This is a genomic window from Sphingobium phenoxybenzoativorans, assembly GCF_018286635.1.
GTDB lineage: Bacteria > Pseudomonadota > Alphaproteobacteria > Sphingomonadales > Sphingomonadaceae > Sphingobium > Sphingobium phenoxybenzoativorans.
This window is the reverse complement of record NZ_CP073910.1, coordinates 3,469,381-3,490,772: the sequence shown is the minus strand read 5'-3', so window position 1 is coordinate 3,490,772 and position 21,392 is coordinate 3,469,381. Positions and strand designations below refer to the sequence as shown.

Annotated in this window: 22 protein-coding genes; 7 read left to right on the top strand and 15 right to left on the bottom strand. The window is 64.1% G+C overall.

Annotated features, from left to right (window positions below):
- Window positions 1–7 precede the first annotated feature (7 nt).
- Window positions 8–610, top strand: coding sequence for a GNAT family N-acetyltransferase (locus KFK14_RS17310; protein ID WP_212608523.1), 603 nt, complete (start codon window positions 8–10; stop codon window positions 608–610).
- Here KFK14_RS17310 and KFK14_RS17305 read toward each other — a convergent pair.
- The 6 genes from KFK14_RS17305 to KFK14_RS17280 all read right to left on the bottom strand — a co-directional run bounded on the left by KFK14_RS17305 (window position 594) and on the right by KFK14_RS17280 (window position 4,141).
- Window positions 594–1,037, bottom strand: coding sequence for a MarR family transcriptional regulator (locus tag KFK14_RS17305; RefSeq protein ID WP_212608522.1), 444 nt, complete (start codon window positions 1,035–1,037; stop codon window positions 594–596). The two genes, KFK14_RS17310 and KFK14_RS17305, sit on opposite strands and share 17 nt — an antisense overlap.
- Window positions 1,006–1,470 (bottom strand): hypothetical protein, encoded by a 465-nt coding sequence (locus tag KFK14_RS17300; protein WP_212608521.1) that lies wholly within the window; start codon window positions 1,468–1,470, stop codon window positions 1,006–1,008. The genes KFK14_RS17305 and KFK14_RS17300 overlap by 32 nt, the downstream gene beginning before the upstream one ends.
- A 56-nt stretch (window positions 1,471–1,526) precedes the next feature.
- Complete coding sequence (locus KFK14_RS17295; RefSeq protein WP_212608520.1) at window positions 1,527–1,865, bottom strand: hypothetical protein; 339 nt, start codon at window positions 1,863–1,865, stop codon at window positions 1,527–1,529.
- A 66-nt stretch (window positions 1,866–1,931) separates the two neighbouring features.
- Complete coding sequence (locus tag KFK14_RS17290) at window positions 1,932–2,441, bottom strand: helix-turn-helix domain-containing protein (protein WP_212608519.1); 510 nt, start codon at window positions 2,439–2,441, stop codon at window positions 1,932–1,934.
- Window positions 2,442–2,515: 74 nt separating this feature from the next.
- Entirely contained in the window at window positions 2,516–3,394 is an 879-nt protein-coding gene (locus KFK14_RS17285; RefSeq protein ID WP_070153089.1) for an LOG family protein, read from the bottom strand.
- A 66-nt stretch (window positions 3,395–3,460) separates the two neighbouring features.
- Window positions 3,461–4,141, bottom strand: a complete 681-nt coding sequence (locus tag KFK14_RS17280; protein WP_070153086.1) for an extensin family protein — start codon at window positions 4,139–4,141, stop codon at window positions 3,461–3,463.
- Between the two features lie 174 nt (window positions 4,142–4,315).
- On the opposite strand from KFK14_RS17280, the gene mddA reads away from it, so the two are divergent.
- The 4 genes from mddA (at window position 4,316) to KFK14_RS17260 (ending at window position 9,328) form a co-directional block, all read left to right on the top strand.
- Window positions 4,316–5,050 carry a methanethiol S-methyltransferase gene (gene mddA / locus KFK14_RS17275; protein ID WP_212608518.1) on the top strand — a complete coding sequence of 245 codons (735 nt, stop codon included), beginning with the start codon at window positions 4,316–4,318 and terminating at the stop codon, window positions 5,048–5,050.
- A gap of 128 nt (window positions 5,051–5,178) precedes the next feature.
- A complete protein-coding gene (locus tag KFK14_RS17270; RefSeq protein ID WP_212608517.1) occupies window positions 5,179–6,339 on the top strand; it encodes a phosphoserine transaminase in 1,161 nt (386 codons plus the stop codon).
- A gap of 131 nt (window positions 6,340–6,470) precedes the next feature.
- The gene (gene serA / locus KFK14_RS17265; RefSeq protein WP_070153077.1) at window positions 6,471–8,051 is read left to right on the top strand and encodes a phosphoglycerate dehydrogenase; all 1,581 of its coding nucleotides are present in this window, start codon (window positions 6,471–6,473) and stop codon (window positions 8,049–8,051) included.
- A 140-nt stretch (window positions 8,052–8,191) separates the two neighbouring features.
- The gene (locus KFK14_RS17260) at window positions 8,192–9,328 is read left to right on the top strand and encodes an ATP phosphoribosyltransferase regulatory subunit (RefSeq protein ID WP_212608516.1); all 1,137 of its coding nucleotides are present in this window, start codon (window positions 8,192–8,194) and stop codon (window positions 9,326–9,328) included.
- Here KFK14_RS17260 and KFK14_RS17255 read toward each other — a convergent pair.
- On the bottom strand, window positions 9,315–10,142 hold the full coding sequence (locus KFK14_RS17255) for an alpha/beta hydrolase (RefSeq protein WP_246525060.1): 828 nt from the start codon (window positions 10,140–10,142) through the stop codon (window positions 9,315–9,317). The genes KFK14_RS17260 and KFK14_RS17255 overlap by 14 nt on opposite strands.
- Before the next feature lie 354 nt (window positions 10,143–10,496).
- On the opposite strand from KFK14_RS17255, the gene KFK14_RS17250 reads away from it, so the two are divergent.
- Complete coding sequence (locus tag KFK14_RS17250; RefSeq protein WP_070153070.1) at window positions 10,497–11,786, top strand: adenylosuccinate synthase; 1,290 nt, start codon at window positions 10,497–10,499, stop codon at window positions 11,784–11,786.
- Window positions 11,787–12,022: 236 nt separating this feature from the next.
- On the opposite strand, the gene KFK14_RS17245 is transcribed toward KFK14_RS17250, so the two are convergent.
- Window positions 12,023–12,649, bottom strand: a complete 627-nt coding sequence (locus KFK14_RS17245) for a hypothetical protein (protein ID WP_246525059.1) — start codon at window positions 12,647–12,649, stop codon at window positions 12,023–12,025.
- Between the two features lie 229 nt (window positions 12,650–12,878).
- On the opposite strand from KFK14_RS17245, the gene KFK14_RS17240 reads away from it, so the two are divergent.
- The gene (locus KFK14_RS17240; RefSeq protein ID WP_212608514.1) at window positions 12,879–13,451 is read left to right on the top strand and encodes an NADPH-dependent FMN reductase; all 573 of its coding nucleotides are present in this window, start codon (window positions 12,879–12,881) and stop codon (window positions 13,449–13,451) included.
- Here the strand turns inward: KFK14_RS17240 and KFK14_RS17235 are convergent, their stop codons facing one another.
- From KFK14_RS17235 to KFK14_RS17205, 7 genes are all read right to left on the bottom strand, one after another.
- On the bottom strand, window positions 13,452–14,063 hold the full coding sequence (locus KFK14_RS17235; RefSeq protein ID WP_246524682.1) for a Pr6Pr family membrane protein: 612 nt from the start codon (window positions 14,061–14,063) through the stop codon (window positions 13,452–13,454).
- Complete coding sequence (locus KFK14_RS17230) at window positions 14,060–15,391, bottom strand: dicarboxylate/amino acid:cation symporter (protein ID WP_070153052.1); 1,332 nt, start codon at window positions 15,389–15,391, stop codon at window positions 14,060–14,062. Before KFK14_RS17230 ends, KFK14_RS17235 begins: the two co-directional genes overlap by 4 nt.
- Before the next feature lie 228 nt (window positions 15,392–15,619).
- Window positions 15,620–16,690, bottom strand: coding sequence for a chorismate synthase (aroC, locus tag KFK14_RS17225; RefSeq protein ID WP_212608513.1), 1,071 nt, complete (start codon window positions 16,688–16,690; stop codon window positions 15,620–15,622).
- The gene (fabI, locus tag KFK14_RS17220) at window positions 16,687–17,481 is read right to left on the bottom strand and encodes an enoyl-ACP reductase FabI (protein ID WP_212611207.1); all 795 of its coding nucleotides are present in this window, start codon (window positions 17,479–17,481) and stop codon (window positions 16,687–16,689) included. Before fabI ends, aroC begins: the two co-directional genes overlap by 4 nt.
- Window positions 17,482–17,504: 23 nt before the next feature.
- Window positions 17,505–18,470 carry a YihY/virulence factor BrkB family protein gene (locus KFK14_RS17215; protein ID WP_070153042.1) on the bottom strand — a complete coding sequence of 322 codons (966 nt, stop codon included), beginning with the start codon at window positions 18,468–18,470 and terminating at the stop codon, window positions 17,505–17,507.
- Between the two features lie 15 nt (window positions 18,471–18,485).
- Window positions 18,486–19,433 carry a DnaJ C-terminal domain-containing protein gene (locus KFK14_RS17210; protein ID WP_070153040.1) on the bottom strand — a complete coding sequence of 316 codons (948 nt, stop codon included), beginning with the start codon at window positions 19,431–19,433 and terminating at the stop codon, window positions 18,486–18,488.
- A gap of 291 nt (window positions 19,434–19,724) precedes the next feature.
- Window positions 19,725–21,320 carry an isocitrate lyase gene (locus tag KFK14_RS17205; RefSeq protein ID WP_070153037.1) on the bottom strand — a complete coding sequence of 532 codons (1,596 nt, stop codon included), beginning with the start codon at window positions 21,318–21,320 and terminating at the stop codon, window positions 19,725–19,727.
- Between the last annotated feature and the right edge of the window lie 72 nt (window positions 21,321–21,392).

Below are 21,392 nucleotides of genomic sequence, written 5' to 3'. Positions count from 1 at the left end.
GGATGGCATGGCTGGGGCATCCGCCATTGCCGTCCGCGACCTGACCGGCGCATCGCTGATCGATGCGCTGGACGGTCTGGCTGATCTGCGCATCGCCGTGTTCCGGGCTTTCCCCTATCTCTATGAGGGGGACCGCGCCTATGAGCGCGATTATCTCAGCGCCTATGCGGAGAGCGGCGGCGCGCTGGTTGCCGGGGCGTTCGACGGGGACCGGCTGGTCGGCGCGGCCACAGCGGCCCCCATGGCCGACCATGCGGCGGAGTTCGCCGCGCCGTTCCGTGACCGGGGCATGGATATCGCCGACATCTATTATTTCGGGGAATCGGTGCTGCTGCCGGAATATCGCGGGCGGGGCGTGGGCCACGCCTTTTTTGACCGGCGGGAGGCGCGCGCGCGGGAATTGGGTTTCGCCCATGCCAGCTTCTGCGCGGTCATACGGCCCCCGGACCATCCGGCGCGGCCGGCGGATTATGCGCCGCTCGACCCCTTCTGGCGGCGGCGCGGCTTTGCTCCGGTCGAGGGCCTGACCGGCGCATTTGGCTGGCGCGACGTGGGCGATTCTATGGAAACCCAGCATCCCATGCAGTTCTGGCTCAAGTCCCTCCGGTAGCGGTCAGCCATGCGGCAATCGCGTCGCGGCCTGCGCCGCTGATCCGCACCAGCACCCGCCGCCTGTCGCCATCGTCATGCTGCCGTTCGACCAGGCCCTGCCGCTCCAGCTCACGAAGCCAGCGCTGCGCCGTCGTCACCGGAACGGCCGCCGCCACGCAGGCGCTCGTCACGGAAACCGCCTGTCCCTCCGCGCTGGCGGCGAACAGGTCGAGCAGGATGTCCCAGGCCGGATCCGCAAACAGGTCGGCGGGCAGATATCTGCCCCGCAGTCGGCGGTTGCGGAGAATATTTCTGGCGGCCTTTGCAAGGCCCAGATAGCCTTCCCCGGCATATTCAGCGGGGAGGGGGCGGCCGGTATCGCCTGTGCGGTCGGTGGTGGCGCGCCCGGATGGATCAGGCTTCATCTTGCCGGTTGTGAAGTTCATGCCCGTTCCCGGAACGCTGCCGCCTCCCCCTGGCATAGTCGTCCAGCATGATGCCAAAGGGCATTACGAGCTGGACCGGTATGCTCCAGAAGCTTTCCAGCGCCTGATAGACTTTCGGTACAAAGACCGGATTGATGGCGGTCGCGATATGCGTGCACACGCTCAGCGCGTGGAAGGCCGCCATCCATATTGGCCAATAGCTGTGGCTGCGCAGCGCCAGGATGACGAGACCCGCCAGCAGGGCGAGATCGACCGCAAAGACCGCCATGTTGGTGCTGGCCCAGTGGACGTCTATCCATGACGCGGGGATGGTCAGCATCGCCGCCGACATCAATAGAAAGGCCGCCCACCGGCCATCCCGCCCGCCCCGCAGGAATGCGTAGCCGCAACTCAACAGGAGCAGGGCGAGAAAGGAAAGCTGCATGGTGGCCATGGCCGGACCCGATCACGACGGGATCATGCCGGTCAAGCCGTAATGGCCGGACGCCTTCACGCCGCCGATACCGGGACGTCCGCGGCCGAGGCCAGCGGCCCGGAGCCGAGGCATCCATAGTCCACAACGCTGAGATTGCTCTCGCCCTTGATGACCGTAAGCGCGCGGTGCGCGGTCATGATCTCTTTGCGGCCCTCGACCACCTTGTTGAAACCGGCGGCCACCGATTCGAGCACCTTCTGGCCCTTTGCGGCGGACAGGTCGGCTCCCTCGCTGGCTTCCAGCAGCGATACGGTCAACCGCGCGGTGTTGAGCAATGCGCCGTCGATCCCGGAAAACACGTTGCGGACATCGGCGGCAACGGTGTGGCCGGCGGCGTAGGTGAATGTGGGCATGGCTTCTCCTTTCGCGCCCGGACGGCGCGTTGGCCTGAGTGTCGCATGGGAAGTGGGGGAGCATCCTCACGTGCTGAGAAGATGCATCGCTCCCTCGATCAAAGTGACGATGGCGGACATCGCCAGCGCCGCGACGATCGCCACCTTGGCGATCTGGGCGAGGGTCTCGGAGACATTCAGGTCATGCTGGCGTCCTCCAAAAGGGGGAACCCGCCATGACCAGCGTGGCCGTGCGCCCTGTGGCGGTCCGGGCTTTTCGCCCGCGTCGCGCCACTCACCGCCGCCCGCCGCGCCATGCTGTCCCCCATGTTGCGTCGGCGACCAGTCATCCGCCGGGGAGGCGGCCTGTGCAATGGACGCCGGTGGTGATCCTGATTTTTGGGAGTGCTCCAAATCCTGCAATCGCCGCGCCGCATCCCGGCGATTGGTCGCGCCGGTCCGCGCCATGGCCGCCTTTACATAGGTATCGACGGTCAAGGGTGTGAGGTTCAGTTCCTTGGCGATTTCCTTGGACGACATGCCTTTCGCGACGAGGCGAAGGCAGGCCTTCTGACCTTCCGTCAGGGCATATGGCATTTCGTCCGGCACATGACCGCTATAGGCAGGCGAAAGAAGCGGTGGGTAGCGTAAGCCTCAGGAATGGATGCATCTCACCCGCAACCGGGCATCGCATCATCCTTGTAGAAATCACACACGGCGCGCCAACCTTCTTCGGCCGTTTCCACCCAGGTAATCAGGTCGAGGTCCGCCTCCGAGATGACTCCCTCCTCCGCCAGAGCGGAGAAATCGACGACCCGAGTCCAGAACTCCCGGCCGAACAGAAGGATCGGGATCGGCTTCATCTTGCCGGTCTGCACCAGAGTCAGCAGCTCGAAAAACTCGTCGAAGGTGCCAAAGCCGCCGGGGAAAACCGCCAGCGCCCGCGCACGCAGCAGGAAATGCATCTTGCGCAGCGCGAAATAATGGAACTGGAAGCTCAATTCCGGCGTGACATAGGAATTGGGCGCCTGCTCGTGGGGCAGAACGATATTCATGCCGATCGACTGGGCGCCTGCGTCGTCCGCGCCGCGATTGGCTGCCTCCATGATCGAGGGGCCGCCGCCTGAACAGACGACAAAATGACGGCATCCGGCCTCATTGGGCGGATAATCCGCCGCGATCCGCGCAAGCTTGCGCGCTTCGTCATAGTAACGCGCCTTCTTCGCCAGATTCTCGGCGATCAGCCGCTGCCGGTCATCGGTCGCCGCGTCGATGCGAGCCTGCGCCGCCTCCGGCTCCGGGATGCGCGCCGACCCGTAAAAAACGAAAGTGGACTCGATTTTCGCTTCATCCAGCAAGAGTTCGGGCTTCAACAGCTCCAGTTGAAACCGCACCGGGCGCAGGTCCTCCCGCAGGAGAAATTCCGTGTCCTGGAACGCCAGCCGGTATGCGGCGCTGCTGGTTTGCGGGGTTTCTATCGCCTTCTGGGCGTCACGCGCTTCCTGCCGCGCGGGGCGGAACTTGCGTTCCTCTATTTCTTTTTTTGTCATGAGGGGCAGGTAGCGATCCGGGCGGCGCCTGCCAAGGTGTGAGCCATATTAGCCGCGCCCGACCCGTCAGCGGCAATAGCCGCCTTTCCCGCCCATATCGAAATGCAGATGGTCGTGATGTGCGGCGTTGTAATCCGGGCTGAGCACTGTGCGGAACCGCTTGCAAGCGCTTGTCCGGACCACGCGTAGAAACTCCCGCACCCGTTCGTCATTGCTGTTCCAGCCGGCACGAATGTCAATGCGGCGGCCGTCGGCGAGAGTGAATGCAGCGACATCGACCGCATTGCTGCTGGCATGTTCGCTGAGCTTCGAACTGCCCGCAATGGGGCGGCAGTTATAGGTGCCGAAGGTTTCCACCTTCACCAGTTCGCTGCCCAGGATGAGCCGCGCGGCGGGCGTCACGCCATAACGCGCCCAGGCGGAAAAATTGGCGGCGAGGCCGCATGTCATCGCGCCCAGATTGCTGGTGGGAACGCCGATATCCGTCAGCTTCACCGCGCCGATCGCGCTGCACCCGCCACCATAGCTTTTGTCGGGCAGCCGTTCGAACATGATGCCGGTGGACGCCAGCCTGCCCATGCATTGCCGCGTTTCCTCCGCCTGCGCCGCTGAAACATGGGGCGTTGTGCCGGGTCGCCGCCCGGACTTTGGACCCACGGAGCATCCCGCGAGAAGGGAAAGGATCGCCAGCGCAGCGATTGAACGGCGCTTGGCGGAAACGATCTGGATAACCCGGCTGGCCCGCATGGCGCCGGGCTATAGCATATCATGGTTAGCGCGCCACAATTAAGCTGCCGGAATATGCAATTTCGCGCTGATTTGAACGGCTTGTGCTCCGCTCACGCCCCATGCGCCGAAAAGGGCCTTTGGAGTCCTTCTCCATCGGGTGTAAAGGGACAGATAAACAGGGGGAGTCGAGCAATGAACCGCTTCGCTTATCTTGTATTCGGCATAATATCCTATCTGATATTCTTCGCCGCCTTTCTGTATTTTATTGCTTTTGTTGGCAATTTTCCGCTGGTGCCATTTACCGTCGACCAAGGCCGGCCAATCCTGCCGGTGTGGCAGGCCGCTGCGATCGACATTTTCCTCATCGCCCTGTTCGGCGTGCAGCATAGCGTGATGGCGCGGCCCGCATTCAAGCGCGCCTGGACGCGGATCGTGCCCGAACCGGTCGAACGCAGCGTCTATGTGCTGTCCGCCAGCATCGTTCTCATGCTGCTCTGCCATTTTTGGCATCCGATCCCCGCAGTTTTGTGGGATGCGGGGAGCGGGCCGCTGGCGATGTTGCTGCTCGCCATCTTCGCACTGGGCTGGCTGATCGTATTGCTCAGCACATTCCTCATCAGCCATTTCGAACTGTTCGGGCTGAAACAGGTGTGGAGCAACATGCTGGGTCATGGCGCGACAGAGCCGGTATTCCGCACGCCATTCTTCTACCGGCTTGTCCGTCATCCGCTCTACAGCGGTTTCATCCTCGCCTTTTGGGCGACGCCCAGGATGACGGTGGGGCATGTGCTGCTGGCGGTTGGGATGACCATCTATATTCTGATCGCGATCCGTCATGAGGAGCGGGATCTGACGGCATTGTTCGGCGAAAAATATGTGGCGTATCGCGGACGGGTCGGCATGCTGACCCCTCGCCTGAGACGTTAGGCCAGTCTCCAGCTTCGACCTTCGTCTCCTCCTCCTTGGTGGTTGACTATTAACCGGAACTCTTTAGGAGCGCCGGCGGGCCACGCGGTCCCAACGCCGCGCGTGCTCTCTGCAAGGAGATGCATTACATGACTGACGTTACCGAAGCCGGCGCCACTATTGCGCCTGCCGCCAAGCCCGCAACCAAGCCGGCTCGCCCCTATTTCTCCTCTGGTCCCTGCGCCAAGCCTCCGGGCTGGAGCGCCGCCAAGCTGGCCACCGAATCGCTCGGCCGCTCGCATCGCGCCAAGATCGGCAAGACGCGCCTCGCCTATTGCATCGACCTGATGCGCGAGCTGCTGCGCCTGCCGGAGACGCACCGTATCGGCATCGTGCCGGGTTCCGACACGGGCGCTTTTGAAATGGCGATGTGGACGATGCTGGGCGCGAAGCCCGTCACCGCCGTCGCCTGGGAAAGCTTTGGCGAAGGCTGGGTGACGGACGCAGCCAAGCAGCTTAACCTGAACCCCACCGTTGTCAGGGCGGACTATGGCCAGCTTCCCGATCTCAAGCAGATCGACTGGTCGAACGACGTCCTGTTCACCTGGAACGGCACGACTTCGGGCGTGCGCGTGCCGAACGCGGACTTCATCCCGGCGGACCGCGAAGGGCTGTCCTTCGCCGACGCGACCAGCGCCGTGTTCGCCTATGACATCGACTGGGCGAAAATCGACGTCGCCACCTTCTCCTGGCAGAAGGTGCTGGGTGGCGAGGGCGCGCACGGCGTGCTGATCCTTGGCCCCCGCGCCGTCGAGCGGCTGGAGACCTACACGCCCGCATGGCCGTTGCCCAAGGTGTTCCGTCTCGTTTCCAAGGGCAAGCTTGCCGAGGGCGTGTTCAAGGGCGAGACCATCAACACCCCGTCGATGCTGGCGGTGGAGGACGCGATCTTCGCGCTGGAATGGGGCAAGTCGATTGGCGGATCGGCAGGTCTGATCAAGCGGTCCGACGCCAATGCGGCTGCGCTGGACAAGATCGTGGCGGAGCGGGACTGGCTCGGCCATCTCGCGACCGATGCGGCCTCGCGCTCCAAGACCAGCGTCTGCCTGACGGTAGAGGGCGCGGACGAGGCGTTCATCAAGACCTTTGCCGGGCTGCTGGAGAAGGAAGGCGCTGCCTATGACGTCGCGGGCTATCGCGACGCCCCGGCGGGCCTGCGCATCTGGTGCGGCGCGACGGTCGACACGGCGGATATTGAAGCGCTGGGACCGTGGCTCGACTGGGCCTACGCCACCGCCAAAGCGGCTTAAGCTCTCCTCCATTAATCGTCATTCCGGCGAAAGCCGGAACCCATCTCTCCCCACGCTCAGGCATTGCCAAGACGCACATGGGTCCCGGCTTTCGCCGGGATGACGAGCTTTTAGATCAAAGGATCACCAAAATGCCCAAAGTATTAATCAGCGACAAAATGGACCCCAAGGCGGCCCAGATCTTCCGTGATCGCGGCGTGCAGGTCGATGAGATCACCGGCAAGACCCCGGAGGAGCTGAAGGCGATCATCGGCGATTATGACGGCCTCGCCATCCGCTCCTCGACCAAGGTGACGAAGGAAATCCTCGACGCCGCCACGAACCTTAAGGTCATCGGTCGCGCAGGCATCGGTGTCGACAATGTCGATATCCCCTACGCTTCGTCGAAGGGCGTGGTGGTGATGAACACCCCGTTCGGCAACTCGATCACCACGGCCGAGCACGCCATCGCCCTGATGTTCGCGCTCGCCCGCCAGCTTCCCGAAGCCGACGCCTCCACCCAGGCCGGCAAGTGGGAGAAGAACCGCTTCATGGGCGTCGAAGTCACTGGCAAGGTGCTGGGCCTGATCGGTGCGGGCAATATCGGTTCGATCGTCGCCGACCGCGCGCTGGGTCTGCGCATGAAGGTCGTCGCCTATGACCCGTTCCTGACCCCGGAACGCGCCATCGACATGGGCGTGGAGAAGGCGACGCTGGACGAGCTGCTGGCGAAGGCGGACTTCATCACGCTGCACACGCCGCTGACCGACCAGACGCGCAATATCCTGTCGAAGGAAAACCTCGCCAAGACCAAGAAGGGCGTGCGCATCGTCAACTGCGCGCGCGGCGGCCTGATCGACGAGGCAGCGCTGAAGGAAGGGCTGGACAGCGGCCATATCGGCGGCGCGGCGCTCGACGTGTTCGTGACCGAGCCGGCCAAGGAAAGCCCGTTGTTCGGCACGCCCAACTTTGTGTCCACCCCGCATCTGGGCGCGTCGACAGACGAAGCGCAGGTCAATGTCGCGATCCAGGTTGCAGAGCAGCTCTCCGACTATCTGCTGGACGGCGGCGTCACCAACGCCCTCAACGTGCCCAGCCTGTCGGCCGAGGAAGCGCCGAAGCTGAAGCCCTATATGGCGCTGGCCGAAAAGCTGGGCAGTCTGATCGGTCAACTTGAGGGCGATGGCATCAAGGGCGTTGCGGTTGAGGTTGAGGGCCATGCCGCCGAACTCAATCCCAAGCCGATCACCGCAGCCGTGCTCGCCGGCCTGATGCGCGTCTATTCGGACACGGTGAACATGGTCAATGCGCCGTTCCTGGCCAAGGAGCGCGGCCTTGACGTACGCGAGGTGCGTCATGACCGCGAGGGCGATTATCAGACGCTGGTCCGCGTCACCGTCACCACGGACAGCGGTGAGCGGTCGGTCGCGGGCACCCTGTTTGGCCATGCGCAGCCGCGCCTTGTCGAACTGTTCGGCATCAAGGTGGAGGCGGACCTTGCCGGGACGATGCTCTATATCGTCAACAAGGATGCGCCGGGCTTCATCGGCCGCCTCGGCTCCACCTTGGGCGCTGCGGAAGTGAATATCGGCACCTTCCATCTCGGCCGCCGCAACCAGGGCGGGGAGGCGGTTCTGCTTCTGTCCGTCGATGGCACCGTCACCGAGCCGCTGCGCTGGGAAATCTGCAACCTGGCTGGCGTGAACACGGTGAAGCTGCTGCGTTTCGCCTAAGTCACTTCATACCTAAATTCCGTTCGGGCTGAGCTTGTCGAAGCCTTGTCCTGATCTTTTCCAGGATAAGGGCAGTCCTTCGACAGGCTCAGGACGAACGGAGGGTGGATAAGCGCGCCAAATCCGCTAAAGGCCCATCCATGACTGCCGCTCCGCCCCGTGGCGCCCAGGGCTTGTTGCCTGAGGGCCTTTCCGACCGCCTGCCGCCGCAAGCGGAGGCGTCCGCGCGGTTGGCGCGCAAGGTTCTCGATACCCTGGCGGCCCATGGCTATGACCGGGTGATGCCGCCGCTCGCGGAATTTGAGGAAACGCTGATCGGCCGGTTGAAGTCGGCGCGGGCGCAGGACTTGCTGCGCGTCGTCGATCCGGTGTCGCAGCGGACGCTTGCCATCCGGCCGGACATGACGGCGCAGGTCGGCCGCATCGCCACCAGCCGCCTTGCGGGAGCGCAGCGGCCCTTGCGCCTGTCCTATTCCGGCCCCGTCGTCCGCCTGCGCGCCAACCAGTTGCGGCCGGAACGGGAGCGGTTGCAGGTCGGTGCGGAACTGATCGGCACGGACAGCGTCGCCGCCGCCGTAGAGATCGTCAATGTCGCGATCGAGGCGCTGCAGGCCGCCGGAGTTACCGGCATCACCATCGACTTCACTCTGCCGGATCTGATCGACACGCTGGCCGCCGGTCCGTTGCCGCTGAGCGAGGACGAGATTGAGAGCGTGCGGGCCGAACTGGACGCGAAGGATGCGGGGGCGCTTGTTGCGCTGGGCGAGGGGCCTGCCGCCTATCTGCCGCTGATCGAGGCGGCGGGGCCGTTCCACGCCGCGATGGAGAAGCTGGAGGCGCTCGACATTGGCGGCGCGCTCGCCAGCCGCATTGCTGGCCTGCGCGCCATCGCCAAGCCCATCGGCTGGGACATCACCCTGACGCTCGACCCCACGGAGCGGCACGGCTTCGAATATCAGCTCTGGTTCGGCTTCTCGATTTTCGCCGAGGGGTTTGTCGGAGAGATCGGCCGTGGCGGCAGCTACGCCATTGTCCGGCCCGATGGCAGCGAGGAGCCTGCAATGGGCTTCTCCCTCTATCCCGACCCGCTGATCGACGCCGGGTTCGGCCGGGTGGAGGCGCGGCGGGTGTTCCTGCCCATCGGCCATGATGGAGAGCAGGCGGCGAAGCTGCGGGCGGAAGGTTGGCAGACGATCGCCGCCTTGTCCGAAGGCGAGGATGGCGCGGCGCTTGGCTGCACGCACTGGCTCGAAGGTGGGGCGCTCAGCGCCTATTGAGAGCGAACGCTTCGGCCAGCCAGGCGTCCACCACAGGCGTTGCGGCATAGTTCAGGTCGCCCAGCGACCGGTTGATCTCCATATGCCCGCGCAGCCCCGTACCCTCAACGCCCTTCACTTCGGCGGGCGTTCCCGCCTTCCGTAATGCCGCCGCCAGCGCCTCCGACTGCGCCGCGCCATCCTCCCGTTGGACATGGAGAATCAGGAAGCGCGGGGCATTGGGCTTTGCGGCCTGATAGGTAGGAGACAGCGCCTTCTGTCGCGCCGGATCGTCCCCGAAAGCCTGCAGGTAGGTGTTACGCATGAAGCGGCCGCCCTCGGCGATCTGGCGGGGCACGTCATAGGCCGCCCCGTCCAGCGGAATCACGCCCCGGATCGCATCGGGGCCAAGACCGGCCTTCGTCAGATAGCGCATGTCTGTGCCGACCAGGGCAGCCAGATGCGCGCCCGCGCTATGCCCCATAATGGCGACGCGGCGCGGATCGAAACCAAGCTCGCCCGCCCGCGCGATCAGCCAGGCGGTGGCGTCGGCGACGTCCTGGGCCTGCTGTTCGACGGTATTTGCGGGAACCAGCCGGTAATCGATTGAGGCGAAGGCATAGCCCAGACCGAGGAAATGCGTCACCTTCGTCCCACCGGTGGCGTTATCCTTGTCGCCGCGTTTCCATCCGCCGCCATGCACGAAAATCACCAGGGGCGGGGGCAGGGGCGGACCGGGTTGCGCCGCTTTCCAGAAATCCAGCTTTTGCAAAGGATCGGCGCCATAGGCCATTTCCTGCGCGGGTGGCGGTGGATCGGCCTGCCGCCGCTGCATCAGCCGGTCGCGCAACGGCCCGGCAGTCGCGATGTGGCTGTGCATCGGCATCAGCATTGTCGCGATGAACCAGACAGCCAGACCGGCAAGGATCAATCTGCGCATCGTTGCAATTCCCGCAGCCTATCGATGTGCCAGATATCGCCTTGCAGGGAGGGGCGGGTAAAGGTCCACATTTGTCATAAAGTGTAACGCCCCATCCCGCGCAGCATCCATCATGGAGCGCTTGACGCCTCCGGCGCGGGGGGCTAACCGCCGCCCCGCAGGGCGTATGCCCAACCGATTCATGCCCGGCTGCCGAGTCCTGTCGAAGGGCGGCCTGGGTTCGCTCTGGCAGGGCGGAGTCGTATATCCATGGCAAATGTGACCGTGATCGGCGCCCAGTGGGGCGATGAGGGCAAAGGCAAGATCGTCGATTGGCTGGCGGAGCGCGCCGATGTCGTCGTTCGCTTTCAGGGCGGGCATAATGCCGGGCACACGCTGGTCGTAGGCGAAAATGTCTACAAGCTGTCCCTGCTTCCCTCCGGCATCGTGCGCGGCACGCTGTCGGTGATCGGCAATGGCGTTGTCCTCGACCCCTGGCACTTCAAGGAGGAGGTCGCCAAGCTCGCGGGGCAGGGCGTCACCATCACGCCGGAGAATCTGCAGATCGCCGAAACCTGCCCGCTGATCCTGCCTTTCCATCGCGACCTTGACGGTCTGCGCGAGGATGCGAGCGGCGCTGGCAAGATCGGCACGACCCGCCGCGGCATCGGCCCTGCCTATGAGGACAAGGTCGGCCGCCGCGCCATTCGCGTGTGCGACCTTGCCCATCTCGACGATCTCGGCCCGCAGATTGACCGGCTGACGGCGCATCATGACGCCTTGCGCGCGGGCTTCAACGAGCCGCCGATCGATCGCGACGCGCTGATGGCCGAACTGCGCGCTATCGCCGACTTCATCCTGCCCTTCGCGAGACCCGTCTGGCTGACCCTTAACGAAGCCAAGAAGCGCGGCGACCGCATCTTGTTCGAGGGCGCGCAGGGGGTGCTGCTCGATGTCGATCATGGCACCTATCCCTTCGTCACTTCGTCCAACACCATTGCCGGGACGGCGGCGGGCGGATCGGGCCTTGGCCCCTCTGCGGTCGGCTTCGTGCTTGGGATTGTGAAGGCTTACACCACGCGCGTCGGCTCCGGCCCGTTCCCAAGCGAGCAGGAGAATGAGGTCGGTGAGCGGCTGGGCACGCGCGGGCATGAATTCGGCACCGTCACGGGCCGCAAGCGCCGCTGCGGCTGGTTCGACGCTGTGCTGGTGCGCCAGTCGGTTGCGGTATCCGGCGTAACCGGCATCGCGCTGACCAAGCTTGACGTGCTGGATGGGTTCGACGAGCTGAAGATTTGCACCGGATACCGGATCGGCGACCGGCATTATGATTATCTGCCCGCCCACAGCCAGGATCAGGCGAAGGCCGAGGCGGTCTATGAAACCATCGAGGGTTGGCAGGATACGACGGCTGGCGCGCGGAGCTGGGCTGATCTTCCCGCACAGGCGATCAAATATATCCGCCGGATCGAGGAGCTGATCGGCTGCCCGGTGACGCTGGTGTCGACCTCTCCCCAGCGTGACGACACGATTCTGGTGCGCGATCCCTTCGCGGATTGATCCAGCCAAGTTGCGGAAGTTGCGGGTTGCCATTGCATCCCGCAACTTTGCCTTTTTGAGCGCTCGTGGGTTGGCGAGTGGCAGCGGCAACCGGCTGTTGGCGTAAAGCGGAGACAGGCTGATTCCATCCGGCATTGTTGAGGCTCCCGACAGATTGTTCGGCGCGGGAAGGTTAACATTGGAGTGGTGGTGTAGGACAGGAAGCTCCACAGGCCATCCCGTGGCGGCTTTCGAGCCTAACCCTTCAAACGCCCGAACGGCAGCAGGGTCCGGGACAGGTCTGCCGCCGCCTTCCCCTTATTGGCGCGAAGGGAGGGAAGGATCGCTGCGGCGTTGCGCTTCATAAGCTGATCGAGCGGCGCGACGGCTGGAGCCGCAATGGCCGCTTCGGCCAGTTTGCGGGCGCTGTCGACATCGTCGCTGTCCTGCCGGATCGTCATCATCGCGGCGAGGCCGGGGAAGAAGGCGCGGTTCCGGCCAAGGGCCACTGCCCGGTCCAGCGCGGCGTCGCCCACCGCCCTGCGCGCGCCAAGCACCGTGCGGGCGATGAAGCCGCCAAGCTGGTCTATGGCGTCCAGGTGCCAGCCGGCGACCACCATCTGCGCCTCCGCATCGCGCGGGTCCTTCGCCGCCAACGCCTCGAATATCTTCAGGGATGTCTGGGCGTCGGTGCGGCTTTTGGTCAGCTTCGCGCGATAGCCGATGCCGATCCCCCGTTGCAGCGTCGCCTCCCGGTCGCCGGGGGACTTCGCCAATATGGCGTCGGCGGTGGCGATGGCGCGGTTTATCAGGGTCAGCGCGGTCGCCTTGTCGGCTGTCTGGAATGCCGCGACAGTCAGGATTTCACGGGGCGTATCCGCCATGGCCGGGCAGGGGACCAGCGCCGCGCAGGCCGCGACCCCAAATAGATATCCGCGCACTGGCCGTCCTTTCTTCTCAATCGAAAACGATCCGGCCCCGGCTATCCTCAGTCGTCGCGGGACCTCACACTAATCATGCTTCGGCGGCGGCGTCCATTGCACAGATGCTTGGTTGATCGGCTTTTCCGCATGCGGCATGTCTTGTCCGCCCCCATGATGGAGAGACGAACCGATGGCCCTTTCGATCCTCATTCTTTACGGCTCCTACCGCGAAGGCCGGATGGGCATCCGCCTGGCCGACTATCTGGTGGCGGGTTTCAACGGGGCTGGGCATGCGGCGGAGCTGATCGATGCGAAGGCGGTCGGCCTGCCCATGCTCGACAAGCGGTATAGCGACTATGCGGTGGGGGAAGCGCCACAGGCGATGGCCGCGCTGGCGGAAAAGCTGCGCGCGGCGGACGCCTTCGTCTTTGTCGCGGGCGAATATAATCGCGGAGTGCAGCCGGGCCTTAAAAATCTGGTCGATCATTATCTGGCCGAGTTCGCCCGGCGGCCCGCCGCCATCGCTAGCTATTCCGCCGGACGTCTGGCCGGGACGCATAGCAACGCAGCGTGGCACGTCACCCTGTCCGGCATGGGCATGGCGGTCATCCCCAACACGCTGACCGTGGGGCAGATCGGCCAGACGCTCGATGACAAGGCGCAGCCTATGGGTGAGGGCGGCGCGGCGCTGGAGCGCGGCTTCCCGAAGTTTGCAAATGAGCTTGCCTGGTGGGCGATGGCGGCGAAAGGCGGCCGGGGCTGATCAGCGGACGGATGTTCGCGCCATCGCCCGATCCACCCACAGCACGGCATAACCGGCCAGAATGAAACCGGCGGCAATCGCTGTGCAGTTGATCGCGACCTGCGTCCAGCCCAGTTTCGCGACGTTGATGAAGGGATAGGCATAGCCGTCGCCAGACAGGCCGCGCGCCAATGCATAGGGCAGATAGAGGGCGGGAAAGATTGCCCATAGCAGCGGGTCGGTGCGCTGTGATGCGCCCTTGGAGGCGAAAGCCAGCCACCAGAGCGGCACCAGCACCGGCGTCACCTTGTGCAGCAGCATATCGGCCAGGAGCGCGCCGCCGCTCAGTTCCAGCAGGCCGCGCAGCAACAGCATATAGACGATGCCGACCAGCATGATCGCCAGCATGACCCCGGTGATCATGCGGGGGGAAACGGCCCGTCCCACAGCCAGGGCGGTGAACAGGATGGCGACCAGCAGGTTGGTCGTCACCGTGAAGAAGCGCAGCAATATCCAGAGGGTCTGCGCGGCCGAGCCATTCTGTCCGAAGGTCGCGGCGAACTGTATGCTAAGCCCTGCCCAGGCGATGACGGCGACACCCGCCGCCGCCAGCCGGGGCAGCGCCCCGGTCACCTCTTGCGGCTGCCGCTGACCATATCCTCGGCCAGATCCAGACCTGCCCGTCCGTGCGAGGCCGTGCGTGATGGGGCGTGGGGCCGCTCCTCATATTCCGGTTCCTCGACCTCCAGCATGCCTTCCCATTTGGTGATGACGGATGTGGCGATGGCGTTGCCGATCACATTGGTCGCGGTGCGGCCCATGTCCATGAAATGATCGACCGCGAGGATGAAGGCGACGCCTTCGACCGGCAGGTTGAACTGGCCCAGCGTCGCCGCGACGACGACCAGCGATGCGCGGGGCACGGCGGCGATGCCCTTGCTGGTGACCATGAGGACCAGGAGTATGGTGATCTGCGTGGCGATGGGCAGGTCGATATTATAGGCCTGCGCGATGAACACCGTCGCGAAGGACGCGTACATCATCGACCCGTCCAGATTGAAGCTGTAGCCCAGCGGCAGCACGAAGCTGTAGATACGGCGCGGCACGCCGAACTTGTCGAGCTGCTCCAGCATCTTGGGATAGGCGGCCTCCGACGATGCGGTCGAGAAAGCGATCAGCGCAGGTTCCCGGATGTACCGGGCCAGCGTGAACATGCGCTTGCCCAGGAACAGGAAGCCGACGAACGCCAGCACCGCCCAAAGCACCGAGAGAGACAGGTAAAATTCGCCGATAAGCTGTCCGAACGTCACCAGCACGCCAAGGCCCTGCGTGGTGATCGACGATGCGATCGCGCCGAATACGGCGACCGGGGCCATGCGCATGACATAACCCGTCACCTGCAGCATCAGCTCGACCAGCGATTCGACCACGGTGACGATCGGCTTGCCCTTTTCGCCGATGGCGGTCAGCGCAACGCCGACGAACAGGGAGAATACCACGATCTGAAGGATGGAATTGTCCGCCATCGCGCCGATCATGGATGTCGGAAATACGTGCAGCACGAAGTCGCGCAGGTTCAGCGCCTCTGTATTGACGCCCGATTCCGCGCCGCTCCTTACCAGATTCAACCCCTCGCCGGGCGAGAACAGATTGACCGAGACAAGGCCGATGGAAAGCGAGATCAGGCTGGCGATGATGAACCAGGCGATCGCCCGTCCACCGATCCGCCCCAGCGCCGCGCTGTCGCCCATATGCGCGATGCCCGCGACCAGCGTGGAGAACACCAGCGGCGCGATGATCATCTTGATCAGATGCAGGAAGATGTCGGCCAGCAGGTGGAAATAGCCAGCGACCTCCTCCGCCAGTTCCTTGTTCGGGCCTATCCAGGCATGTGCGACATAACCGGTGATAACGCCCAGAAGCATGCCGATAAGAATGAAGGAAGTAAGGCGTTTGGCCATTGGGTCCCCGGATTTACATGGTCGGGCTGCGATGGACCCGGTTCGTCTAGGCTTTGGTCGAGCCTATCAAGCTAAGACGTATGGCGCAACGCATGCCGCCAGTGGGAGGAGAGGCGAGGGCGGATTTTGCGTTCGGGATGGGGAGCATGGAGGCCCCCTTGTCGTCCTTCTTCGCGAAAAGGCGGTGCTTCGGCAAGCTCGGCCCGAACGGTTGCTTTCTGGATATAATCACCCGCACTGGGCGCGGTGCAGCATCATCTGGTCGGCCAGCACAAGGGCCATCATCGCCTCCACCACCGGAACGCCGCGAATGCCGACGCAGGGGTCGTGCCGTCCCTTGGTGATGATGTCCGCCGCCTCGCCCTCGCGGGTAATAGTGTCGACGGGGATCAGGATGGAGCTTGTCGGCTTGAAGGCGATGCGGACCTTGATCGGCTGACCGGTGGAGATGCCGCCCGCAATGCCGCCCGCATGGTTCGCGCCGAACAGGGGAAGGCCGTCTGGGCCGGGGCGCATCGGGTCCGCATTCTGTTCGCCGCGCAGGCGGGCGGCGGCGAAGCCATCGCCGATCTCCACGCCCTTCACGGCGTTGATGCTCATCATCGCCGCCGCAAGCTCGCTGTCGAGCTTGGCGTAGAGCGGCGCCCCCCAGCCGGCCGGCACGCCGCTGGCGACGCATTCGACGACAGCGCCCAATGACGATCCGTCCTTGCGCGCGCCATCGACCAGCGTTTCCCAGCGCTTCGCAGCGATGGGGTCCGGGCAGAAGAAGGGGTTTTCGTCAATCTGTGCGGCGTCGAACCGGGCATAGTCTATCGCATCGCCGCCAATCTCGCTGACATAGGCGAAGATATCGACATCCGGGATCACCAGCCGCGCCACCGCGCCCGCTGCGACCCGGCTCGCGGTTTCCCGCGCGCTCGACCGCCCGCCGCCGCGATAGTCGCGAAAGCCATATTTGGCGTCATAGGCATAGTCGGCATGGCCGGGGCGGTACGCCTTGGCGACGTCGGAATAATCCTTCGACCGCTGGTCGACATTCTCGATCATCAGGCTGATCGGCGTACCGGTCGTCTTGCCCTCGAACACGCCGGACAGGATGCGGACCTGATCCGGTTCCTGCCGTTGCGTGGTGAATTTGGACGTGCCGGGCCGGCGCTTGTCCAGGAAAGGCTGGATATCAGCCTCGTTGATCGCCAGCCCCGGCGGGCACCCGTCCACGACCGCGCCGATAGCGGGGCCATGGCTCTCCCCCCAGGTCGAGAAACGGAATACACGGCCGAAGCTGTTGAGGCTCACTTCTCCAGCGCCATGTCCGGCGCGTCCTCGGCCTTCATGCCGATGACGTTATAGCCTGCGTCGACATGATGGATTTCGCCGGTCACGCCGGAGGCGAGGTCGCTCAGCAGGTAAAGGCCCGCGCCGCCGACATCCTCGATCGTCACGTTGCGACGGAGCGGAGAGTTATACTCGTTCCACTTCATGATGTAGCGGAAGTCGCCGATGCCGCTTGCCGCCAGCGTCTTGATTGGCCCGGCGGAGATGGCGTTGACGCGGATATTCTCCGGCCCCAGGTCCATCGCCAGATATTTGACGCTGGTTTCCAGCGCGGCCTTGGCCACGCCCATCACGTTATAATGCGGGATCACCTTTTCCGCGCCATAATAGCTGAGCGTCAGCAGCGATCCGCCATCGGGCATCAGCGCCCGCGCGCGTTTTGCCACTGCGACGAAGCTGTAAGCGGAAATGTTCATGGTCAGCAGGAAATTGTCCAGGCTGGTGTCGACATAGAGGCCGCGCAGCTCATTCTTGTCCGAAAAGCCGATGGCGTGAACCACGAAGTCCAGCGTGCCCCATTTTTCCTTGATCGTGTCGAACGTCGCGTCCAGCCCCGCCATGTCCGACACGTCGCACGGAATCAGGAAATCCGATCCGACTTCCGCGGCGAGGGGCCGCACGCGCTTTTCCAGCGCCTCGCCCTGATAGGAAAAGGCCAGTTCCGCGCCTTGCGCGTGCAGCGCCTGCGATATGCCCCAGGCCAGCGACTTGTCATTGGCGAGACCCATGATGAGGCCGCGCTTTCCCTTCATCAGGTTGCCCGTGTTAGATGCAGTCATTCGGGCTTAACCTCCTGTATTCCTGCCGCGGCATCATGTTCCTCCTCAGGAAACTCGGCCAGCGACGCATTGAGTTCGGCGCCAATTACCACGCCAAGCCCGACGAGAAAGAAAAAAATAAGCACGATCATGACACCGGCCAGGCTGCCATAGGTCAGGGCATAGCCGCCAAGCTGCCCCAGAGCGACCGGAAGCAGCAGCAATGTGCCATACCACCATGCCGTCGTCAGCACCGCGCCGGGCCATTTGGGGAAGCGCGGATCGCGATAGGCGCTGGGCGTGAGCGCGGCGAATAGAAAGTAAAGCGCGACGGCCAGGATCGCCATCGGCGCCAGCTTTGTCGCCGCCACTATGTTGATCGCGTCATCGGCGAAGGGCAGCAGGCGATGGAGAAATTCGTCGGCCGCGGTGATCATCACCTGAAGGGAGAAGGCGAACATCGCCGCCAGCACGCTGACCACGATGATGCCGATCGATCCGAGGCGATATTGCCAGAAGGCGCGGCCGCTCTTTGTGCCATAGGCGCGGCGTAATATGTCGCGGATGGTTTCTATCAGGCTACCGGTCGTCCACAGGCCGACCAGGCCGCCAAGCCAGAGAAGGCCGCTGGACGAGCGGGCGGACAGCACATCCTCTATCGGCGCGCGCAGCACGTCGGCGACGCTGGGCGGCACGGTGAACAGGAAGGCGTTGACCGCCTGTATGCCGTCCTGCGTCCGGCCGAAGATGCTGGCGATGGCGGCGGCCACGATGAAGAAGGGGAACAGCGCCACCAGCGAGAGATAGGCGAGGTTCCCGGCATGAATGAAGCCGTCCGTATAGACGCCAACCGCCACGCGCTTGACCACTTCGATGGCATAGGCCCCGTGGCGGAGGCGGTAGGGGCTGTATTTCGCGCGTTCCCGCCCATCGCGGCGATATAGCCTGCGCGCTTCGGGCGATTGGGGTGATATGTCCCTCATGCCCCTGGGATGATCCTAGACGCCCAGATTTCCGCGCACGGGCCGGGTGTCCGTCCACCCCTCCAGGAAACTCGCCAGGGCATCATCAGCGGCGGGCACATCGACGATCAGGGTGACGAGCTGGTCGCCGCGCTGGCCGTTCTTGCCCGTAAAGCCGCGCCCCTTGAGGCGCAGGGTCTTGCCGGATGACGACCCGGCGGGAACGCCCAGCATCACCGGGCCATCGACTGTCGGGACGCGGACCTTCGCGCCCTTCACGGCTTCGTTGATGGTGATGGGCAGGTCCAGCCGCACATTGTCGCCGTCGCGGGTGTAGAAGGGGTGGGGCTTGACCTCTATCGTGACGATCGCATCGCCTGCGCCGCCCGCGCCCGGCTGACCCTTGCCGGACAGGCGCATCTGCGTGCCGGTTTCCGCGCCTGCGGGCAGTTTCAGGTCGATGGTCTTGCCATCCTGCAGGGTGATGCGCTGCGGCGCCAGCGTTGCCGCATCGACGAAGCTGACGGCAAGGCGATAGGCGGTGTTTGCGCCCTTGGGGGGCGGGCCTGCGCGTCCGCCCCGGCCAAAGCCGCCAAATCCGCCGCCGCCACCGGCCGCGCGCCGTCCGCCGCCGAATATCCCCTCAAAGATATCGCCGAAGTCCGCGCCCTCGCTGTTGAATTCGAAGCCGCCGCCTTGTTGGCCGCCGCGGCCGCCGAAGCCGCCACCGCCAAACCCGCCGCCGCCGAACGGATTGGTCGGGTTGCCGTCGCCGTCAATCTCCCCCCGGTCGAAGCGTGCGCGCTTGTCCTTGTCAGTCAGAAGGTCATAGGCGCGGGTAATCTCGGCGAACTTGTCGGCCGCCTTGGGATTGTCCTTGTTCCGGTCCGGGTGATGCGTTTTGGCGAGCGTGCGGTACGCCTTTTTGATGTCGCCTTCGCTCGCGCCGCGGGCAACGCCCAATATGCTGTAGGGATCGGCCATTCTTGCCCTGTTCAGTGTCCGGATATGTTTCTGGCCTGCATGTGGCGAAGAAATGCCCGCGCTTCAAGTTTGTTGCAAAAAGCGGGAGACCCCGGAACGGACTGGTAACCTCCCAACACTCGTCCCAACACCCGTCATCGCGGACCTGATCCGCGATCCATGAGCGCAAGCCTCAGCCCGTTCGCGCTATAGAGAGCCAATGGATCCCGGATCAGGTCCGGGATGACGAAAAAGGGCGGCGGGGATCTATAATCCCCGCCGCCCCAATATCTTCCGATATTCAGTAAAGGCTTATGCAGCGAACTGGTTCATCGTGTTGTGGATGCCGCCGGCCTTCAGGGCTGCTTCGCCAGCGAAATATTCCTTGTGGTCGTCGCCGATGTCGGAACCAGACATGTTCTGGTGCTTGACGCAGGCGATGCCCTCGCGGATTTCCTTGCGCTGCACGCCCTTGACGTAACCCAGCATGCCCGCATCGCCGAAATATTCCTTGGCGAGGTTGTCGGTGCTGAGCGCGGCCGTGTGATAGGTCGGCAGGGTGATGAGGTGGTGGAAGATGCCGGCGCGCGCCGCCGCATCCTTCTGGAAGGTGCGGATCTTCTCGTCCGCCTCGTCGGCGAGCGCCGTGCCGTCATAATCGACGCTCATCAGCTTCGTGCGGTCATAGGCCGAAACGTCCTTGCCCTCGGCTGTCCACGCATCGAACACCTGCTGGCGAAAGTTCAGCGTCCAGTTGAACGACGGCGAGTTGTTGTAGACCAGCTTCGCGTTCGGGATGACTTCACGGATGCGGTCGACCATGCCGGCGATCTGCTCGATATGCGGCTTCTCGGTTTCGATCCACAGCAGGTCGGCACCGTTCTGCAGCGACGTGATGCAGTCGAGGACGCAGCGGTCCTCGCCAGTGCCCTTGCGGAACTCGAACAGGTTCGAAGGCAGGCGCTTGGGACGCAGCAGCTTGCCGTCGCGGTTCAGGATGACGTCGCCGTTGCGCGCCGTCGCCGGATCGATTTCCTCGCAATCGAGGAAGCTGTTGTAAAGGTCGCCAATATCGCCCGGCTCCTTGGAAACGGCGATCTGCTTGGTGAGGCCGGCGCCCAGCGAGTCGGTGCGGGTGACGATGATGCCGTCCTCAACGCCCAGCTCAAGGAAGGCGTAGCGGCAGGCGCGGACCTTGGCGAGGAAGTCCTCGTGCGGCACCGTGACCTTGCCGTCCTGGTGGCCGCACTGCTTCTCGTCGGACACCTGGTTCTCGATCTGCAGGGCGCATGCGCCGGCCTCGATCATCTTCTTGGCGAGCAGGTAGGTCGCCTCGGCATTGCCGAAGCCCGCGTCGATGTCCGCGATGATGGGAACGACATGGGTTTCATAATTGTCGATGGCGTGCAGCAGGCGCTGCGCCTCAACCTCGTTGCCGGTCTCGCGCGCCTTGTCCAGATCGCGGAACATCAGGCCCAGTTCGCGGGCGTCGGCCTGGCGCAGGAAGGTGTAGAGTTCCTCGATCAGCGCGGGAACGCTGGTCTTTTCGTGCATCGACTGGTCGGGCAGCGGGCCGAAGTCGGAACGCAGCGCGGCGACCATCCAGCCGGACAGATACAAATAGCGGCGGTCGGTCGACTGGAAGTGCTTCTTGATGGAAATCATCTTCTGCTGGCCGATGAAGCCGTGCCAGCAACCCAACGACTGGGTGTATTGCGCAGGATCGGCGTCATAGGCGGCCATGTCCTTGCGCATGATCGCGGCGGTATAGCGCGCAATGTCCAGACCGCTCTGGAAACGGTTCTGCAGGCGCATGCGGGCGACGGATTCGGCGCTGATGCCGTCCCAGGTGCCGCCCTGGCTCTGAATGAGGCCAGTGATCTGGCTGATATGATCTTGATAGGACATCGCGTCTTCCTCGTGGTTCGAAAACTTCGGGTTCGGAAACAGTGGCGCCCGGTTACATTGCATCGCAGCAGG

What these genes read in the sequence shown, in the direction of transcription:
- KFK14_RS17215 (WP_070153042.1), bottom strand. Translation starts at nt 18,470, where the DNA reads ATGAGGGACATATCACCCCAATCGCCCGAAGCGCGCAGGCTATATCGC.
- fabI (WP_212611207.1), bottom strand. Translation starts at nt 17,481, where the DNA reads ATGAAGGGAAAGCGCGGCCTCATCATGGGTCTCGCCAATGACAAGTCG.
- KFK14_RS17290 (WP_212608519.1), bottom strand. Translation starts at nt 2,441, where the DNA reads ATGCCATATGCCCTGACGGAAGGTCAGAAGGCCTGCCTTCGCCTCGTC.
- KFK14_RS17205 (WP_070153037.1), bottom strand. Translation starts at nt 21,320, where the DNA reads ATGTCCTATCAAGATCATATCAGCCAGATCACTGGCCTCATTCAGAGC.
- KFK14_RS17280 (WP_070153086.1), bottom strand. Translation starts at nt 4,141, where the DNA reads ATGCGGGCCAGCCGGGTTATCCAGATCGTTTCCGCCAAGCGCCGTTCA.
- KFK14_RS17255 (WP_246525060.1), bottom strand. Translation starts at nt 10,142, where the DNA reads ATGCAGCGGCGGCAGGCCGATCCACCGCCACCCGCGCAGGAAATGGCC.
- serA (WP_070153077.1), top strand. Translation starts at nt 6,471, where the DNA reads ATGCCCAAAGTATTAATCAGCGACAAAATGGACCCCAAGGCGGCCCAG.
- KFK14_RS17245 (WP_246525059.1), bottom strand. Translation starts at nt 12,649, where the DNA reads ATGGCGGATACGCCCCGTGAAATCCTGACTGTCGCGGCATTCCAGACA.
- KFK14_RS17310 (WP_212608523.1), top strand. Translation starts at nt 8, where the DNA reads ATGGCTGGGGCATCCGCCATTGCCGTCCGCGACCTGACCGGCGCATCG.
- KFK14_RS17210 (WP_070153040.1), bottom strand. Translation starts at nt 19,433, where the DNA reads ATGGCCGATCCCTACAGCATATTGGGCGTTGCCCGCGGCGCGAGCGAA.
- KFK14_RS17250 (WP_070153070.1), top strand. Translation starts at nt 10,497, where the DNA reads ATGGCAAATGTGACCGTGATCGGCGCCCAGTGGGGCGATGAGGGCAAA.
- KFK14_RS17270 (WP_212608517.1), top strand. Translation starts at nt 5,179, where the DNA reads ATGACTGACGTTACCGAAGCCGGCGCCACTATTGCGCCTGCCGCCAAG.
- KFK14_RS17240 (WP_212608514.1), top strand. Translation starts at nt 12,879, where the DNA reads ATGGCCCTTTCGATCCTCATTCTTTACGGCTCCTACCGCGAAGGCCGG.
- KFK14_RS17230 (WP_070153052.1), bottom strand. Translation starts at nt 15,391, where the DNA reads ATGGCCAAACGCCTTACTTCCTTCATTCTTATCGGCATGCTTCTGGGC.
- KFK14_RS17260 (WP_212608516.1), top strand. Translation starts at nt 8,192, where the DNA reads ATGACTGCCGCTCCGCCCCGTGGCGCCCAGGGCTTGTTGCCTGAGGGC.
- KFK14_RS17300 (WP_212608521.1), bottom strand. Translation starts at nt 1,470, where the DNA reads ATGGCCACCATGCAGCTTTCCTTTCTCGCCCTGCTCCTGTTGAGTTGC.
- KFK14_RS17305 (WP_212608522.1), bottom strand. Translation starts at nt 1,037, where the DNA reads ATGAACTTCACAACCGGCAAGATGAAGCCTGATCCATCCGGGCGCGCC.
- mddA (WP_212608518.1), top strand. Translation starts at nt 4,316, where the DNA reads ATGAACCGCTTCGCTTATCTTGTATTCGGCATAATATCCTATCTGATA.
- KFK14_RS17295 (WP_212608520.1), bottom strand. Translation starts at nt 1,865, where the DNA reads ATGCCCACATTCACCTACGCCGCCGGCCACACCGTTGCCGCCGATGTC.
- KFK14_RS17285 (WP_070153089.1), bottom strand. Translation starts at nt 3,394, where the DNA reads ATGACAAAAAAAGAAATAGAGGAACGCAAGTTCCGCCCCGCGCGGCAG.